This window comes from Streptomyces sp. NPDC001848 (assembly GCF_042891915.1).
Classification (GTDB): Bacteria; Actinomycetota; Actinomycetes; order Streptomycetales; family Streptomycetaceae; genus Streptomyces.
On the sequence record NZ_JBIATP010000008.1, the window covers coordinates 309,139 to 325,167 of the forward strand.

General features: G+C 72.6%; 11 protein-coding genes and 1 pseudogene. 5 read left to right on the top strand and 7 right to left on the bottom strand.

Translation table 11 applies throughout. From position 1 onward, the window contains the following. The first annotated feature begins 167 nt into the window (after positions 1 to 167). Both ACFYZJ_RS19055 and ACFYZJ_RS19060 read left to right on the top strand, forming a co-directional pair. Entirely contained in the window at positions 168 to 1,763 is a 1,596-nt protein-coding gene (locus ACFYZJ_RS19055) for a purine-cytosine permease family protein (RefSeq protein WP_388569267.1), read from the top strand. Further along, positions 1,763 to 2,440, top strand: coding sequence for a cyclase family protein (locus tag ACFYZJ_RS19060; RefSeq protein ID WP_388569269.1), 678 nt, complete (start codon positions 1,763 to 1,765; stop codon positions 2,438 to 2,440). Before ACFYZJ_RS19055 ends, ACFYZJ_RS19060 begins: the two co-directional genes overlap by 1 nt. A gap of 6 nt (positions 2,441 to 2,446) precedes the next feature. Here the strand turns inward: ACFYZJ_RS19060 and ACFYZJ_RS19065 are convergent, their stop codons facing one another. Further along, positions 2,447 to 3,616: a PucR family transcriptional regulator gene (locus ACFYZJ_RS19065; protein ID WP_388569272.1), complete on the bottom strand. Its 1,170-nt coding sequence runs from the start codon at positions 3,614 to 3,616 to the stop codon at positions 2,447 to 2,449. A gap of 128 nt (positions 3,617 to 3,744) precedes the next feature. Here ACFYZJ_RS19065 and ACFYZJ_RS19070 point away from each other — a divergent pair, with 128 nt between their 5' ends. Continuing rightward, entirely contained in the window at positions 3,745 to 4,914 is a 1,170-nt protein-coding gene (locus ACFYZJ_RS19070; protein WP_388569275.1) for a lactate 2-monooxygenase, read from the top strand. Further along, positions 4,911 to 5,921 (top strand): 2-hydroxyacid dehydrogenase, encoded by a 1,011-nt coding sequence (locus tag ACFYZJ_RS19075; protein ID WP_388569277.1) that lies wholly within the window; start codon positions 4,911 to 4,913, stop codon positions 5,919 to 5,921. Before ACFYZJ_RS19070 ends, ACFYZJ_RS19075 begins: the two co-directional genes overlap by 4 nt. A 68-nt stretch (positions 5,922 to 5,989) precedes the next feature. On the opposite strand, the gene ACFYZJ_RS19080 is transcribed toward ACFYZJ_RS19075, so the two are convergent. From ACFYZJ_RS19080 to ACFYZJ_RS19100, 5 genes are all read right to left on the bottom strand, one after another. Then, the gene (locus tag ACFYZJ_RS19080; protein ID WP_388569280.1) at positions 5,990 to 7,090 is read right to left on the bottom strand and encodes a glutamate--cysteine ligase; all 1,101 of its coding nucleotides are present in this window, start codon (positions 7,088 to 7,090) and stop codon (positions 5,990 to 5,992) included. A gap of 181 nt (positions 7,091 to 7,271) precedes the next feature. After that, on the bottom strand, positions 7,272 to 8,951 hold the full coding sequence (locus ACFYZJ_RS19085) for an RICIN domain-containing protein (RefSeq protein WP_388569283.1): 1,680 nt from the start codon (positions 8,949 to 8,951) through the stop codon (positions 7,272 to 7,274). A gap of 532 nt (positions 8,952 to 9,483) precedes the next feature. Beyond that, complete coding sequence (locus ACFYZJ_RS19090) at positions 9,484 to 9,861, bottom strand: toxin Doc (protein WP_200423029.1); 378 nt, start codon at positions 9,859 to 9,861, stop codon at positions 9,484 to 9,486. 3 nt (positions 9,862 to 9,864) lie between these two features. Beyond that, complete coding sequence (locus ACFYZJ_RS19095) at positions 9,865 to 10,110, bottom strand: hypothetical protein (RefSeq protein WP_200423030.1); 246 nt, start codon at positions 10,108 to 10,110, stop codon at positions 9,865 to 9,867. A gap of 113 nt (positions 10,111 to 10,223) precedes the next feature. Beyond that, positions 10,224 to 13,319, bottom strand: coding sequence for a glycoside hydrolase family 2 TIM barrel-domain containing protein (locus ACFYZJ_RS19100; protein ID WP_388569286.1), 3,096 nt, complete (start codon positions 13,317 to 13,319; stop codon positions 10,224 to 10,226). A gap of 405 nt (positions 13,320 to 13,724) precedes the next feature. On the opposite strand from ACFYZJ_RS19100, the pseudogene ACFYZJ_RS19105 reads away from it, so the two are divergent. Next, positions 13,725 to 13,925: pseudogene (locus ACFYZJ_RS19105) on the top strand (ATP-binding protein); the annotation flags it as partial. Between the two features lie 152 nt (positions 13,926 to 14,077). On the opposite strand, the gene ACFYZJ_RS19110 reads toward ACFYZJ_RS19105, so the two are convergent. Next, positions 14,078 to 15,958, bottom strand: a complete 1,881-nt coding sequence (locus ACFYZJ_RS19110; RefSeq protein ID WP_388569289.1) for a ricin-type beta-trefoil lectin domain protein — start codon at positions 15,956 to 15,958, stop codon at positions 14,078 to 14,080. Between the last annotated feature and the right edge of the window lie 71 nt (positions 15,959 to 16,029).

Below are 16,029 nucleotides of genomic sequence, written 5' to 3' on the forward strand. Positions count from 1 at the left end.
AAGATGGACTAAGAGTCCTCTGGTGCGGGCCGTGTCCGCGGATTTAGCGTCGGCGAATCCCCATGGGACGGCCTCCTCGCGCCCGCACACCCCGGCGGTGACCCGGAGCCGTTCGGCCCCGCAGCGCCACGAACGCGCTCCACCACCCCTGCCCCGCTGGAGCCCCGTTGCCCGAGAATCCCGCCCCTTCCTCCCCCGCCGCCGCGCCGCCTTCCCTGACCGAGGTCGAGACGTACGGCGTGGAGCGCATCCCCGACGCCGACCGCACCGCCACTCCGCTCGATCTGTTCCGGGTCGCCTTCGGCGGCGCGAACACCTTCTCGACCTGCGTCCTCGGCGCCTTCCCGATCCTGTTCGGTCTCTCCTTCTGGCAGGGGCTCGCCGCAACGGTCCTCGGCGTGGCCGCGGGCGCGCTGATCCTGTGCCCGATGGCGGTGTTCGGCCCGGTCAACGGCACGAACAACGCGGTCTCCTCGTCCGCGCACCTCGGGGTGCACGGCCGCGTGGTCGGCTCGTTCCTGTCGCTGCTCACAGCCATCGCGTTCTTCTCCATCTCGGTGTGGAGCTCCGGCGACGCCCTGGTCGGCGGCGCGCACCGGCTGTTCGGGCTGGAGCGCAGTACGCCGTCGTACGTCGTCGCGTACGCGCTGTTCGCGGGCCTGGTGCTCGCGGTGTGCGTGTACGGCTTCCGGTTCATGCTGTTCGTCAACAAGATCGCGGTGGCGTCGGCGACCGTGCTCTTCCTGCTCGGCGCGATCGCGTTCGCCGGGGACTTCGACCCGTCGTACGCGGGTGTCTTCACCGCTTCGGCGGATCCGGCGACCCAGGCCCTGTTCTGGCCCTCGTTCATCGGCGCCGCGCTGATCGTGCTGTCGAACCCGGTGTCGTTCGGCGCGTTCCTCGGCGACTGGTCGCGCTACATCCCCGCGGACACGCCGCGCCGCAAGGTGGTCGGGGCCGCGTTCCTCTCGCAGATCGCGACGCTGCTGCCGTTCGTGTTCGGCCTGGCCACGGCGAGCATCATCGCCAAGCAGGCGCCGAAGTACGTCGATCCCTCGGCCCCGGACTTCGTCGGTGGACTGCTCGCGATCTCGCCGACCTGGTTCTTCCTGCCGGTGTGCCTGCTCGCGCTGATCGGGGGCATGTCGACCGGCACGACATCGCTGTACGGGACGGGTCTGGACTTCTCGTCCGTCTTCCCGCGCCTCACGCGGGTGCAGGCGACGCTGGTGGTGGGCGTGCTGTCGATCGCGTTCATCTTCATCGGCCGTTTCGGACTGAACCTGGTGCAGTCGATCTCCACCTTCGCCACGATGATCATCACCTGCACCACTCCGTGGATGGTCGTGATGATGCTCGGCTTCCACACCCGGCGCGGCTGGTACGACCCGGACGCCCTCCAGGTCTTCAACCGCCGTCAGCGCGGCGGCCGTTACTGGTTCGCGCACGGCTGGAACTGGCGGGGCATGACCGCCTGGTGGGTGGCGGCGGTGACCGGGGTGCTGTTCACCAACATCCCGGGCCAGTTCGTCGGCCCCCTCGGAAACCTGGCGAACGGCGTCGACATCAGCCTGCCGCTGTCCCTGGCCGTCGCCGCGGTGCTGTACCTCGCACTGCTGCGGCTCTTCCCGGAGCCACGGGCGGCGTACGGACCGCAGGGCGCGCGCCTGGCCCGTACGGTCGATGTGCCGGTGCCGCCGATCACCGGCCCGGGTGCGCCGCAGGGCGACTCCGCTCCCGCGCTCGCGGCGGAGGGCAGCTGATGGAGTCCTGGCTCGACCTGTCGGTGCCCGTGGTCACCGGGATGCCCGTGTATCCCGGTGACCCGCAGGTCGAGGTGGAGCGGGCGCTGCGGGTGGCGACGGACGGCGTCAACGTGCTGGCGCTGCACCTGGGTTCGCAGTCCGGGACGCATGTCGACGCGCCGTACCACGTCGACTCGGCGTGGCCCGCGCTGGACGCGCTGCCGCTGGAGCGGTTCGCGGGCCCGGCGGTGGTGGCGGACGTACGGGGCCTGCCGGCCCGCACGCCGATCACACCCGGGCTGCTGGCGCCCGCGCTGAGCCTGCTGCGGCTGCGGCCGGGTGCGATCCTGCTGGTGGCCACCGGCTGGTCGGCGTACTGGGGCACGGACGCCTACCTGGCCCATCCCTGGCTGACGCCGGAGGCGATGGAGGCGGTGGTGGGCGCGAGCGTCCGCACGGTCGGCGTGGACGCGCTGAGCGTGGACCCGACCGGCGACCCGGACCTGCCCGCGCACCGGGTGCTGTGCGGGGTGGGTGGCGTGATCGCGGAGAACCTCACCGCCCTGGACCGGGTCGCCGCCGCCCAGACGGCGGGCCGCCCGGTGGACGTGTTCCTGTTCCCCCTGCACCTCCCGGGCGCGGACGGCGCACCGGTCCGGGCGGTGGCCCGTGTGGGCACCGCGGCCAGGGCCTGACGCCGGTCAGGGCCTGAGTGCGCGGGCGATGTCCAGGGTCAGGCGCTGCCAGGGGTCGCGAGGGTCACGGGACGTCAGGCTGCGCACACGGCGCAGGCGGTAGCGCAGGGACTGGGGGTGGAGGTGGAGGGCGCGGGCGGCGGCGGTGGCCGAGCCCGCGTCGAGGTACGCCGTGAGGGCCTGGAGCAGGTGGCGTTGTTCGGGGTCGGTGAGCGGGCCGAGAACGAGACGGGCGATGTGGTCCGGGGTGGCCGCCGGGTGCCCGGCGAGCAGGGCGAGGACGTGTGCGTCGGCGTCGTCGAGGACGCGGCCGGGCCGGTGGGCGTGCGCGGGGGCCGTGTCCAGGGCGTCGGCCGCCAGCCGGTGGGCGACGGCGACCCGGTCCAGGCCCTCGCCCGTGATCGCGCAGCCATGCCACGCCCGGGCGTCCAGGAGGGCCGGTACCCGGCCTGTGGCTGTCGCGGGCATCAGCAGGACGGCGCGGGAACCGCGCACCGTCGACAGTGCCGCGGCGCCGTCGTCGAGCGCGTCGAGGAGACCGGAGGCGGCCTCGTACGACATGTCGGGGCCGCCTCCGGTCATGGGCTCGGCCACCAGCAGGCAGTAGGGGTCGGGGAGTTGGACGCCCAGCCGGGCCGAGCGGTCCGTCAGCGCGCCCACCGAGGCGTGCCGGCCGGCGATCAGATCGTCGAGCAGCAGCCGCAGCGCGCGGTCCCGGTCCCCGGCCAGGTCCTCGGCGGTCGCCGCGTACGCCGTGGCCATCTCCTCCGACAGGGTGTCCAGGGCCGTCAGCAGAATGCGTGCCAGTGCGAGGCCGTCCGCCGCCGTCAGGGCGCGGGCACGGGCGGCGACCTCGTCGGTGAGGACGGTGGCGGCCACCCGGTAGGCGCGCAGCACGGCCTGCACGGGCCGTCCGTCGGCCGCGCGGGCCGCCGCGATCCCGCGGACGCGGCGCAGATCGGCCGGCCCCAGGGTGCCCTGGGTGGCCCACAGGTGCAGCAGCCGGTCCACGCCCCAGGCCGCGATGGCCCGCACCTCGGCCAGCCGGCCGTCGTCGAGCGCCGCGTACGCCGGCACCGTGGCGTGGACGGCGGCGACGACCGCCGCCACGACCCGCGGGTCGGCGACGATCTCCGCCCGGACGGCGCTCCGGACCTTGGGTGGCTCACTTGTCACAGAGTGATGATTCCAGCCGTGTGATGTGCGCACGTCGGTGGACGGGCCTTGTCATGGTCGCCAGGATCATCGGCGTACAGCGCGGTCGACAGCGGTGGTCGTGGCGGACGAGAGGCGGGACGTACGGGATGGCGAAGCACTGGGCGGACTTCCAGTACGAGATCTATCTGAACGGCATGACGGGCGCCCTACCGCGGCTGCCCACCGATCTGACCCGGTTGGAGGAGCTGACCGAGCGGCGGCTCGGACCTGGCCCGGTCGGTTATGTGGCGGGCAGCGCGGGCACCGGTAGCACCGCCCGGGCGAACCGGGCCGCGCTCGAGCGTCGCCGGATCGTTCCGCGCATGCTGCGGGACGTGCACGAACGCGACCTGTCCGTCGAGGTGTTGGGGCGCAGGCTGCCCGCGCCGCTGGCCCTGGCTCCGATCGGAGTGCTGTCGATCATGCATCCGGACGCCGAGCCGGCGGCGGCGCGGGCCGCGGCGGCGCAGGGTGTGCCCTACATCCTGTCCTCGGCGTCCAGCACGCCGATGGAGCAGGTCGCCGAGGCGTCGGGCGACGGTGAGCGCTGGTTCCAGCTGTACTGGGCCAAGGATCGCGAGGTCACCCGTAGTTTTCTCACCCGGGCGAAGGCGGCCGGGTTCACGGCGCTGTTCGTCACGCTGGACACGCCCCTGCTGGCCTGGCGGCCCCGCGATCTGGACCAGGCGTATCTGCCGTTCCTGCGTGGGGTGGGCACCGCCAATTACTTCACCGACCCGGCGTTCCAGGCGGGGCTGGCGAAGCCGGTGCACGAGGATCCCAACACAGCGGTGCTGCACTTCGTGAGCATGTTCGCGGACCCCGGCAAGACCTGGCCGGATCTGGCGTTCCTGCGGGAGAACTGGGACGGGCCGATCGTCCTGAAGGGCGTCCTGCACCCCGACGACGCCCGCGAGGCCGTCGACGCCGGTATGGACGGTGTGGTGGTCTCCAACCACGGCGGCCGGCAGGTGGCCGGTTCCGTGGCCGCCGCGGACGCGCTGCCGCGCGTGGTGGAGGCTGCCGGGGACCGGCTGACCGTGCTGTTCGACAGCGGGATCCGTACCGGCGACGACGTGTTCAAGGCGCTCGCGCTGGGCGCGCGGGCGGTGCTCGTGGGACGGCCGTACGCCTACGGTCTCGGGCTCGACGGCCAGGCGGGCGTCGAGCACGTGATCCGCTGTCTGCTCGCCGAGTTCGACCTCACCCTCGCCCTGTCCGGGCACTCCCGCCCCGCCACGCTCGCCCCCGCCGACCTGATCGAGGAAACCGCATGACCGACACGAACGGCACGAACGGCACGAACGGCACCACCCGCACCACCAACGTCCTGGCCGTCGTCTCGCCGCACGTGGGCGGTCGGCAGGCGGGCGCAGCGCTCGCCACCGTCTTCCCCGGCGACGCCCGGGTGACCGTGGTGGAGCGGACCGACGAGGACCCGGCGGCGCTGCGCGCGGCTCACGTCATCGTCACGGGGCTCGGTCCGGTCACCGCCGAACACATCGCCGCAGCACCGGGGTTGGCGCTGATCCAGTGCGCGAGCCATGGCTTCGACTACGTCGACCTCGACGCGGCCCGCGCCCGGAACATCCCGGTCTGCAACATCGGCTCCAGCGGCGCCGAGAAACAGAACGTGGCCGAGCAGACCTTCGCACTCATGCTCGCCCTGGCCAAGCAACTGGTCCCGGCGCACACCGCACTCGTCGACGCCGACTGGGCGCTGCCGCGGCTGCAGCAGTCCATCACGGAGTTGTCCGGGAAGACCCTCGGCATCGTGGGGCTCGGCCACATCGGCCAGGAGGTGGCGCGTCGGGCGACCGCCTTCGACATGACGATCCTGTACGCCGGCCCGGAGCCGGTGGACGCGGCGACGGAGGCCCGACTCGAGGCCCGGTACGTGGGCCTGGACGAGCTGCTGCGCACGTCCGACTACGTGACGCTGCACGCGCCGCTCACCGGGACGACCCGGCATCTGCTGAACGCCGAGCGTCTCGCGCTGCTGAAGCCCACCGCGTTCGTGATCAACACGGCGCGGGGCGCCCTGATCGACCAGGACGCGCTGGCGGACGCGCTGGAGCGGGGCGCGATGGCCGGGGCCGGGATCGACGTGTTCGACCCCGAACCGCCCACCTCGGCCCTGAGGTTGCTGAAGGCGCCGAACGTGGTGCTGTCCCCGCATGTCGCCGGAGTGACCCGGGAGACACTCGTGCGGATCGCGCTCGCGGCGGTCCGCAACGCGGCGGACTTCATGGCGGGAGGGGAACTTCGGGACGTGGTGACCTGACGGCATACGGAACAGATGTCAGGAGCCCTGCTTCCTGATGCTGCGTCAAGAGCGGGGTTGATGCCGCGTCAGGAGCGAGGCTTGCCCTGGGTGTGGTGTACGCACTCCAGGACGACGTCGCGCAGGCTCCCGGTCCGCTCCATCAGTTCCCGCTGCACCCGGGCGCCGTTGCCCCGCTCCAGCAGCCCGGTCACGGCCTGGTCCGCCCGGTCCAGGTCACCGGTGCCGGCCAGCGCGTCACCGACGTGGTCGAGCAGGTCCCGCACCACCGACTCCGCCGGCATGCGCCGCATGGTCCTCGGGTGCAGCAGCTCGCTCGCCAGGCCGGCCCTGGCCGCCTGCCAGGCGGCCAGCCGCAGCAGACTCACGCTGTGGTCCACCGGCTCCCGGCCCGCCCGCCACTCCCGCGCCGCGGTCTCCACCAGCCCGCGGGCGAGGGTGGCGACCAACTGTGCGGTGTCCGCGTGCAGGCAGACGTCGGTGACCCGGATCTCCACCGTCGGGTACCGCGGGGACAGACGTGCGTCGAAGTAGACCATCGCCTCGTCGAGGATCACTCCGGTGGCGACCATGTCGGCCACCCGCCGGTGGTACCGCTCGGTCGACCCGAACAGTTCCGTCGGCCCGGCGGAGGGCCAGCGCCCCCACACCCGGCTGCGGTAGCTGTCGTAGCCGGAGTCCCTGCCCTGCCAGAACGGGGAGTTGGCGCTCAGGGCCACCAGTACGGGCAGCCAGGGCCGCACGCGGTCGACCACCGCGACGGCCTCCTCGTCCGATGCGACCGAGACGTGCACATGGCAGCCGCAGACCAGCTGTTCCCGCGTGGCGATGCCGTACTGCTCGGCCATCCACTGGTAGCGGCGGTTCACGCTGATGGACGGGCTCACCGGGAGCGGTGAGGTGGCCAGCGCGGCCACGGCGCAGCCGATCTCCCCGGCGTGTTCGGCCGCCTCCCGGCGGCAGCGGACGATCTCGGCGCCGAGTTCCGCCATGTCCGTCTGCGGATGCGTGGCGAACTCCAGCATCTGGCCGTACAGCTCCTTCTCGAACAGGCCCTCGTCCGCCTTGTCCTGCGCGGCGCGGGCGAGGACGGCGGCCGACAGCGCCTTCGGCTCACCGGTCTCCGGGTCGACCAGGAGGAGTTCCTCTTCCACTCCGACGGTCCGCACGTGATGCCGCCTCTCTGTCCCTCTGTCGCGACCACTGGTGATCCCGGGGTCATCCGCCCACCCCGACTACCCTCCCGGAGGGACGGTAGTCGGACATCCGGATGCGGCCCTCGGCCGCGGTGGCCGGCTCTCCGGTGTGTCGCTCGGAGCAGCGGGGTGGCTCGGACCGGCGTCGGGGCCGTCAGGCAAGGGCCGCCGACTGCCCGTACGGACGGCCGGCGGGTCGCCGGGCCGGCGCCGTGGGCGGTGGTTCCGTGCCGGCCGGTGTGGTCCGCGTCCCGACCGTCCCGGTGATGGAGAGTGACCGGGGTGCGGCGGACCGGCCGTCGGTCGCCCACCGCTGGGCGTCGGAACCGTCGCGGCCCCTGACGACGATGTCGGCGTCCGGTTCGTCGTTCGCGGGCGTGACGGCGAGGCCCGCGCCCCACCGCGGGAGCAACTCGCCGCCCACGGTGAGGTCGTAGCGGACGTCGTCGGCGTGCGCCTGGCCCGGCTCGACACACGGGGCGAGGGTGACGGCCCTGTCGCCGACGTGGGAGTCGAGGCACAGCCCCGGGTCGGCGACGCTGCGCAGCAGGCCGTCGCTCTCGTACGACCACTTCTGGGTCCACGCCGACGAGCAGGTCGCGAGCCGGGTGCCCGCGCCGACCCGGACCGTGCCGCGGATGTCGAGGCAGAGGCCGGCGGCGACGGCGCGCAGCCGGGTCTCCTGCGGGGCTGCGGGCAGTCCGGCCGTGCCGGGCGGCGCCTGGGAGCCGGAGCGGGGCGAGGGGGTGCTCGGGCCGCCGCTCGCGCTGGTGGAGGCGACCGGGTCGGCGCCGCTTCCGTCGTCGGTCCAGACCCCGGTGACCAGCAGGGTCAGCAGGACGGCGACGGTGGCGAAGCCGACGCCGGTCAGCAGGGTCCTCGTGTTCCGCTCCCCGGCCGTGATCCTGCGGCCCGCCGCGGGGATCCGGGTGAGCAGCCGGTGGCGTCCGCCGCCGCCCGGGTGACGGCCCTGGGAGCCGGTGCGTGCGGGGTGCGGGGTGCGGCCGTGCCGGGAGTCGAGGTAACGCCGGGCGCCCCAGCCGAGGACCGCCTCGGCCAGCAGTCCGCCGAGGCCGTCCTCGAACCGGCTCAGCTGCTCGGCGGCGAAACCGCAGTGCCGGCACTGCAGGACGTGCTGGTGGACCTCGGGCAGCAGGTCGCCGCCGCGGCGCAGGGGGACGTCCAGCAGGCGGTTGTGGAAGCGGCATTCGGCGCTCGGCGCGAGTTCCCGGTGGGCGCGTACACAGCCCGCCCGGAATTGTTCCCGTGCCTGTTCCAGTGCGGCCGCCGCGGTCTCGGAGTCCATGCCCAGCAGAACTGCCGGGACGGAGATGTGCTCGGCTTCGACCTCGATGTGCCACAGCAGAGACTGGGAGAGCGGGGGCAGAGCGCGGAAAGCGTGTTCGGCGAGGGCGCCGCTTTCGGGCGTCAGGGACTTCGCGGCCCGCATACCGCGACCTCCGGCGGGTTTCCTCAACTGCGGCAGAACACCGGATATCCGGTCCTCCGCGGCCCATTGCGCGACCGTGTCCCGGACCGCCACGAGAAGTCTCGGGCGCAGCGCCACCACGGAACGCGAGCGGGTCAGGTCACCGAGGACCCGGTGGAAGGCGGCGGCGGTGGCCATCGCGGCGACGTCGCCGGAGGAGGCGAGGCAGATGACCGCGTAGTCGTACGCCGCCTGCCAGTGCCGGGCCATCAGCAACGCGACGGGCAGGGTGGTCTCGCCCACGGGCCGGTCCCTGAGCCGGGCGGCCAGGTTCTCGTCGGATTCTTCCCGTGCCGCGCCGGGACGGGGTGGATAGGGCGGTCGCTGGGGGTGGGGGGTGTGCACTGAGCGGGTTCCTTCCAGGGCGCAAGGCCGCACGCGGATTTCTGCTCGCCGAAAGGGCCGATGGGTGGCCATTTCGGTGCCGGCGCCGGGAAAAGGCCACGGGTGACGGCTGCACGGCGGTCGTCGGCGGATGAGCCTTTTGAGCTCGCCGACGGCCCGGAATAGCGAGCAGCGATGTCGCCCCGGCCATTGCCCCTGCGCAGACAGGTCACCTTTGCACAGGTCGCTGATGGCCAACAAGGCACTTGAACAACATCGGCAGCAGGAAAAGGGCACGGGTAACCCTCGCCGTCAACTCGCTGTTTTCGTAACCGCTTTCACCGTCCCACGCGCCCCGTGTGAACCACGCGCCCGCGCCGACGCCGCTCGCACGCTCCCGCCGCGGCGGAGCACCGTGGTCCACTGGGGCCGGCCTTCCCTTCGGCCCCGCGCGGCACGGCGGCACTGCCGCGCGCAACGGGCCGCCGACCCTGATCCACCGCCCTCGGTCGGCGGCCCCGAAGGCGGGCCGGACAGGGGGATGCGGGCGCCCTCAGATCTGCCAGGACCGCAGTCGGTCCGCGGCGCCGTACACGTCGGCCTTGCCGGAGATCAGGTCCCGGGTGAGGTCGACGAGGGCGCCGTAGGGCGGGTCGATACCGACGCCGCTGACGAACATGTAAGCCACCGCGGTGGCGCAGGCGAAGCGGGCGTTCGCCGACGGCAGTGGCTTGAGCAGCGCGAGCGTGTGCAGCAGGGCGGCGGCGCGCCAGGCCGGGTCGGAGTCCACACCGAGGCGGGGCGGGTCCACGCGGTGCCGGGCGACCGCGGCGACCAGCGCGGAGAAGTCGTTGATGACAGGCTGGTCCGGCAGGACCTCTTCGTGGCGCTGGAGCAGCCAGGGCACGTCGATGTGGATGACGGAGGTCATCGGTCAGGCGTCCTGCCCCTCGCCCTTCACGGGTGGCTCGTCGTCGGGGAAGGCCGCCGCGAACTCGTCGGCGTGCGTGGCGAAGAACCGGCGGAAGGCCTCGGCGCCCTCCTGAAGGGCCCGGTGCCGCGCGATGTCGGCCGCGGCGGCCTCGCGCACCAGGGCCTTCATCGACGTACCGCGCTCCTTGGCGATCTGCCGCAGGTCCTCTAGCTCCCGATCACTGAACTCCACGTTGAGGGCTGGCATGCCGGTAACGGTACCGCGAGGGTACTTACTCGTAAATACCCCCAGGTCAGCATGGGGAGAGCACGGTACCGGCGACAGCACGGCGCAGTCGCCGGTACCTGGAGGGCCCCGGTTCAGCCGGCCGGGACCTCCAGTCGGCTGATGCGGACCGCGCCGTCGGCGGCGCCCGGGCGGGCGCTGGTCACCGTCAGGCGGAGGCCGGAGCCGCGGACCGCGTCGAAGGTGATCACGGTCGGGGTGTCGGAGGCGGTGGCCCAGTCCACGGCGGCCCCGGTCACCGGCACGTATCGGTTGCCGTCCCGGACGGAGACCTCGACCGAGGCGGGCCGGGCGTGCATCGCGTCGACGGTGAAGGAGACCTCGACGCGGTCCATGGTCCGCCGGCGCCCGAAGTCGACCGACACCCAGTCCTTCGGCCGGGCGCCGTTGAAGACGGGCAGCAGGGCGGTGGCCGACTTGTAGAAGGCGTTGGACCATCCGGTGGCCGGGTCGTCGTCGAGCATGGCGGCGGGGAGGGTGTCCGGGCGCCCGGAGTAACTGGCGTCTGCGTGGGGGTAGGTGGGAGCTGCCGGGAGGTCGGGCCTGAACACCGGCGCCGGTGTGAGCGCGGTCGATCGCGCGGGCGTGGTGCGGACGGTCACGGTGGCGGTACTCAGGCCGTCCGCCCGGGCCGTCAGCTTCAGGGTCCCCGCCCTGGTGCCCGAGCGCACGATGGCGAGTGCCTTGCCGTGGAAGGCGGTCCGGGTGGTGGCCTGGTAGCGCTCGGCGCTCTCCTCCCGGCCGTTGTCGAGCCCGGCGAGGGAGCCGCCCTGCACGTCGAAGGTCATCAGGTGCTCGGCGTCGGGCACCACCACGCCGTGGACGTCGACCACTTCGGCGGTCACGAAGACGAAGGAGCGGCCGTCGGCGGCCAGGGACGTGCGGTCCGGGGTGAGGCGCAGGGCGTGCGCGGGCCCGGCGGTGCGCAGGACGTCGGTCGCGACCGCCTTGCCGTCCCGCCGCGCCACGGCCTTCAGCTCGCCCGGCTCGAAGGGCACCTTCCAGGTGAGGTGGAGTTTGCCCGCGCTGCCGTTGGGGCTGGTGTAGCTGCCGGGGTAGGGGCCCGTGGTGAAGGTCTTGTCGTCGCCGGTCGCCTCGGTGGTCTCCAGGTAGGTTCGCCCGTCCGTGGTCTTCTTGGTGTCGAACTTCCGCGTGCCGAGGGACTTTCCGTTCAGGAACAGCTCGACGGTGTCGACGTTGGCGTACGCCCAGACCTCGACCGTGTCGCCCTTCTCGTGGTTCCAGGTCATGGGCACCAGGTGAACCATGGGCTCGCTGGTCCACTGGCTCCGGAACAGGTGGTACATGTCCTTGGGGAAGCCGGCCGTGTCGACGGCGCCGAAGAAGGACGCCTTCACCGGGAAGACGTCGTACGGCGTGGGCTCCCCGATGTAGTCGATGCCGGACCACAGGAACTGCCCGGCGAACCACTTCCGGTCCCTGTCCTTCTTGTGCCCGTACTCGCCGCTCATCGTCCAGGACGCGAGGTTGTTGTCGTAGGACGAGGTGGCGCGTCTGCCGGGGGTGTGGTTCTCGCCGGTGTTGAGGTGCTCGGGCTCCTGGTAGGTGCCGCGTGTCGAGGTCTCGGAGGACGACTCGGACTCGAAGAGGAACAGGTGCGGGTAGGCGGCGTGCAGGGCGTCCACCGACTTGGCGGTGTTGTAGTTCAGGCCGAGCCCGTCGAGCTTGGCGAGCATGAGGTCCGCCGCCGAGCCCTTCTGCGGGACGCTGCGGTATTTGTCCGAGCCGATGACGAGCGGGCGGGTGTCGTCGGCGGCCTTGATCGCGCCTATGATCCGGTCCGCCATGGCGAGCCCGGCGGTGGACGTGGAGTCGGGGATCTCGTTGCCGATGGACCACAGGACCACCGCGGGTGAGTTGCGGGCCGCGAGCACCATCTCGGTGGCGTCCTTCTCGCACCAGTCGTCGAAGAACCGGTGGTAGTCGTACGTGGTCTTGCCGGTGTGCCAGCAGTCGAAGGCCTCGACCATCATCACGATGCCCAGTTCCTCGCAGACCTGGATCATCTGCGGTGAGGGCGGGTTGTGGGAGGTGCGGAAGGCGTTGACGCCCATCGACTTCATGATGGTCATCTGCCGGCGTACGGCGTCGATGCTGATCGCGGCGCCGAGCGCGCCCTGGTCGTGGTGCAGGTCGACACCCTTGATCTTGGTGTGGGTGCCGTTGAGGGAGAAACCCTCGTCCGGATCGAACCGGAAGGAGCGGATACCGAAGGTGGTGTCGTAGGTGTCGACGCCCCGGCCGCCGACGCGTAGTTCGGTGTGCACGGTGTACCGGTGGTGCGGGGTCGCGAAGTCCCACAACCGGGGCCCGGGGACGGTGAGTTCGTGGGTCTCGGCCGAGGTGCCGGTGACGGTGACCGTGGAGGACGTCCGGGCGACGGTACGGCCGTCGGGGTCCGTGACCGTCGAGCGGATCTGCACGTCGGCCGCGGCCCCCGACTCGTTCACCACGGAGGTCCGCACCCGGACGACGGCACTCGCCTCGGTGATCTCCGGCGTGGTGACGTAGGTGCCCCAGCGCGCCACGTGCACCGGCTCGGTGATCACCAGGCGGGCCTCGCGGTAGATGCCGCTGCCCGAGTACCAGCGGCTGCTCGGGAGCTGGTTCTGCACCTTGACCGCGAGGACGTTCTCGGTGCTGCCGTCGGTGTGCAGCAGATCGGTGAGGTCGAAGGCGAACCCGGTGTAGCCGTAGGGGTGACGGCCGACCTCGGTGCCGTTGCAGTAGAGGGACGAGTCCATGTAGACGCCGTCGAACTCCACCGAGATCCGCTTGCCGGCGAGCGCCGGCGGCAGGGTGAAGGCGATGCGGTACCAGCCGAGACCGCCGGGGAAGAAGCCGGTGCCGCTGGTGGTGCCGTGTTCGGTGGTGGGGGTCTGCTCGATGCTCCAGTCGTGCGGCACCACCACCTCGCGCCAGGCCGAGTCGTCGTACCCGGGCGCGGCGGCGTCGTGGTACGCGCCCGTCGGGTCGGTGATGCCGCCCGGGTCGACCAGCGCGAACCGCCAGCCGTCGCGGAGGGCGACCGTGCGGCGCCCCGGGGTGGCGGCGGCTGCCGCCGCCGGGGCGGTCCCGGCGCCGAGGAGTGCGCCGGCCGCCGGGGCTGCCGTGCCGGCGATCAGGACCGATCTGCGTGTGACCGTCATGGGCGGCTCTCCCTCATCAGGGCCCAGAAATACTCACAACTCATCGTGAACAAACAGATTCTGACGGCGTGGCACACAGACCCGTCAAGGGTGCGGCAGCTTCCTTCTGCCCCACCCGTCACCTCGATCCGGAACCGCTCCCTCCCTCCGACGGAGCGCGCGGGTTCACGGACGCGGGGTTGGCACTACGCTGGAACACCAGTGACGCGCTCTGCTCGCTGTGGGTGCGCAATGGAGTGGCGACGATGAGCTCCGGCTATCCGTTCGACGATGCCGACACGGCACGGGCGCTCATCGACGACGAGGGCGTCCCGGTCGGGTGGAACGAGGGCGCGCGCAAGCTGCTCGGCTACGCTCCGGCCGACGTCGTGGGCCGGCCCGCGGCCGATCTGCCGGCCGCCGGAGCGAGGAGTCCACGACTCCGCGACCCTCATCTGCGAGGTCTCGGACACCAGCCACACCGCGCCGCACCTGCGCCGGGCCAGGACCTACGACGAGGGCGGCCGGGGTCTGCTCCTGGTGGCCCAGCTCACCCAGCGATGGGGCAGCCGCCACACGGCCGACGGCAGGACGATCTGGGCGGAGCTGAACCTGACCCAGATGTGACGCGCGGCCGCCGCCCGGTCAGCGCCCACCGCCCCCGTCGCCGTAGGTCCCCGGCCCCCGTATCCACCGTAACCGCCGTAACCGCCGTCTCCGCCCGAACCCCAGTATCCGCCCTGCCCGTTCGGAGAGCAGTACGGTGTGGAGCAGGTTCCTCATCCCTGGGAGGAGGGCCAACTCTCCCCAGGGGTGGGCCGGGTGGGCGTGGGAGTCGGCTTCGGCGCGCTGTGCGTCGTCGAGGTGGTCGTACGGGAGGGTGCGGCGCTCGGGGGTGCCGGGGTGGCCGTCTCGGCACCGGTGCCCCAGTTGACCGTCTGCATCCGCAGCGCGTTGGGCGTGTCGGTGAGCCAGCGCCGGCTGCCGTCCTCCGTGCGCGGCTTGACCACGAGCCCTGCGCCGGTGGCCGGCGAGGCGGGGGTCAGGGCCAGGTCCTGGTTCCAGCGGGGGACGATCGCGCCCTGCACGGTGAAGTCGTAGCGGACGTTCTTCCCCTCGGGCCGGGACTGTCCCGCGCACGGGGCGAGCTGCACCGAGTAGCCGAGGTGGGAGTCGAGGCACAGTCCGGGCGCGGCGACGCTGCGCAGCAGTCCGTCCGTCTCGTACGCCCACTGCTGGGTCGCGGACGAGGTGCAGGAGACGAGCACGGCCTCGGCGCCGGCCACCGCCTGGGTCCGGTCCAGGCCGATGCACAGCCCGCTGTCCTGGTTGCGCAGCCGGCCGTGGAAGGCCCCGGTGGGCACCTCGGCGGCGGCGCCGACCCAGGAGGGCGATCCGGATGCGCTCGCCCGTGCTCCGGGGCTCGGCGCACCGGACGGCGCGGCGGTGCCGGACGGGGCGCCGCCGCCGGAGCGGGCACCCGACCACACCACCAGCGGCAGCAGGACGAGGGCGCTCACCGTCGCCACGGCGAGGGCGAGCTGCCGGCGCTGCGGGGAGCGGCGGGGGGCCTTGTGCGCGGCGGTGGAGCGGGGGCCGGGCTCGGCCGAGGCGGCCCGGGTGGCATGGCCGGGGCCGTTGCCGGGTGCGTCCGTCGCGGGCCGGAACGCGGCGTCGGCGGGCAGCAAGGGCTCGGCGGTGAACCGCCGGTCCCTGCCGGCGGGGTCGGCCGCCGGTTCGGCGGTGGTGAACCACCGGTCCGTGTCGGCCGGGTCGACCAGCGGCTCTCCGCCCACCGGCGCCGCCGGGACCGGTTCGGTCGCCCGGCTGCGCGCGGCCGCGTCGTCGAGGTACGCCTGGGCGCCCCAGCCGAGTACGCCCTCGGCGAGCAGGAGCGGAAGCCGGGCGCGGAAGCCCTCCAACTGCTCGGCGGCGTGGTGACAGTGCGCGCAGCCGTCCATGTGCAGGCGCAGGTCGGGGTCCAGCACGGGGCCGTCCCGGCGCAGCGAGACGTCCAGCAGACGCACGTAGCGGCGGCACTCCTCGTCGGGTGCGGACTCGCGGTGGACGTCGAGGCATGTCTCGCGCAGCTGCTCGCGCGCCCGCTCGAGCCGCACCTCGGCGTCGCCTGTGTCGATTCCCAACAAGGCTGCGGGAACAGCGAGTTCCTCACGCTCGACCTCGACGTGCCACAGCAGGCAGCGGGCCGGTTCGGCGAGCCTGAGGAAGGCGCGGGAGACCAGGCGCCGGTTCTCGGGCGGCAGCAGCCGTGCCGTCGCGCGCTCGCCCAGGGCGGGGTCCGAGCGGAGGTCGGGGTGCAGCAGCTCGCGCCGGTGGTCGGTGTCCCATTCGGCCGCCAGGCGCCGTACGGCGACCAGCAGTTGGGGCCGCCAGGCCGCCGTGGGTCCGCCCTGGCGCGCGGAATCCTCGAAGAGCCGGGTGAATGCGGCGGTGGTGAGCATGCCCGCGGGGTGCGCACCGTCCGTGCACAGCAGGGCATAGGAGAAGGCGGCTTCCCAGTGCCGGTCGAGGAGTTCGCCGACCGGATGGTGCACGGGCCTCTTCCCGGCGGACTTCTTCAACTCGGCGGCGAGTTGTTCGTCGGTGACGTCGTACGCCGGAACGGGCTCGGGGGAATGGTGCAGGCCCCCACCTTTCACGTCCACGTTCCTCCAAAAAAGCCACGCAGGGATTCTTGGTGCATACCAATGGAGGCACGACCCGGCCGACA

Bases quoted from the DNA above. Each gene is read 5' to 3' on its own strand.
- ACFYZJ_RS19100 (WP_388569286.1), bottom strand. From the start codon at position 13,319: ATGACGGTCACACGCAGATCGGTCCTGATCGCCGGCACGGCAGCCCCG.
- ACFYZJ_RS19075 (WP_388569277.1), top strand. From the start codon at position 4,911: ATGACCGACACGAACGGCACGAACGGCACGAACGGCACCACCCGCACC.
- ACFYZJ_RS19095 (WP_200423030.1), bottom strand. From the start codon at position 10,110: ATGCCAGCCCTCAACGTGGAGTTCAGTGATCGGGAGCTAGAGGACCTG.
- ACFYZJ_RS19060 (WP_388569269.1), top strand. From the start codon at position 1,763: ATGGAGTCCTGGCTCGACCTGTCGGTGCCCGTGGTCACCGGGATGCCC.
- ACFYZJ_RS19070 (WP_388569275.1), top strand. From the start codon at position 3,745: ATGGCGAAGCACTGGGCGGACTTCCAGTACGAGATCTATCTGAACGGC.
- ACFYZJ_RS19090 (WP_200423029.1), bottom strand. From the start codon at position 9,861: ATGACCTCCGTCATCCACATCGACGTGCCCTGGCTGCTCCAGCGCCAC.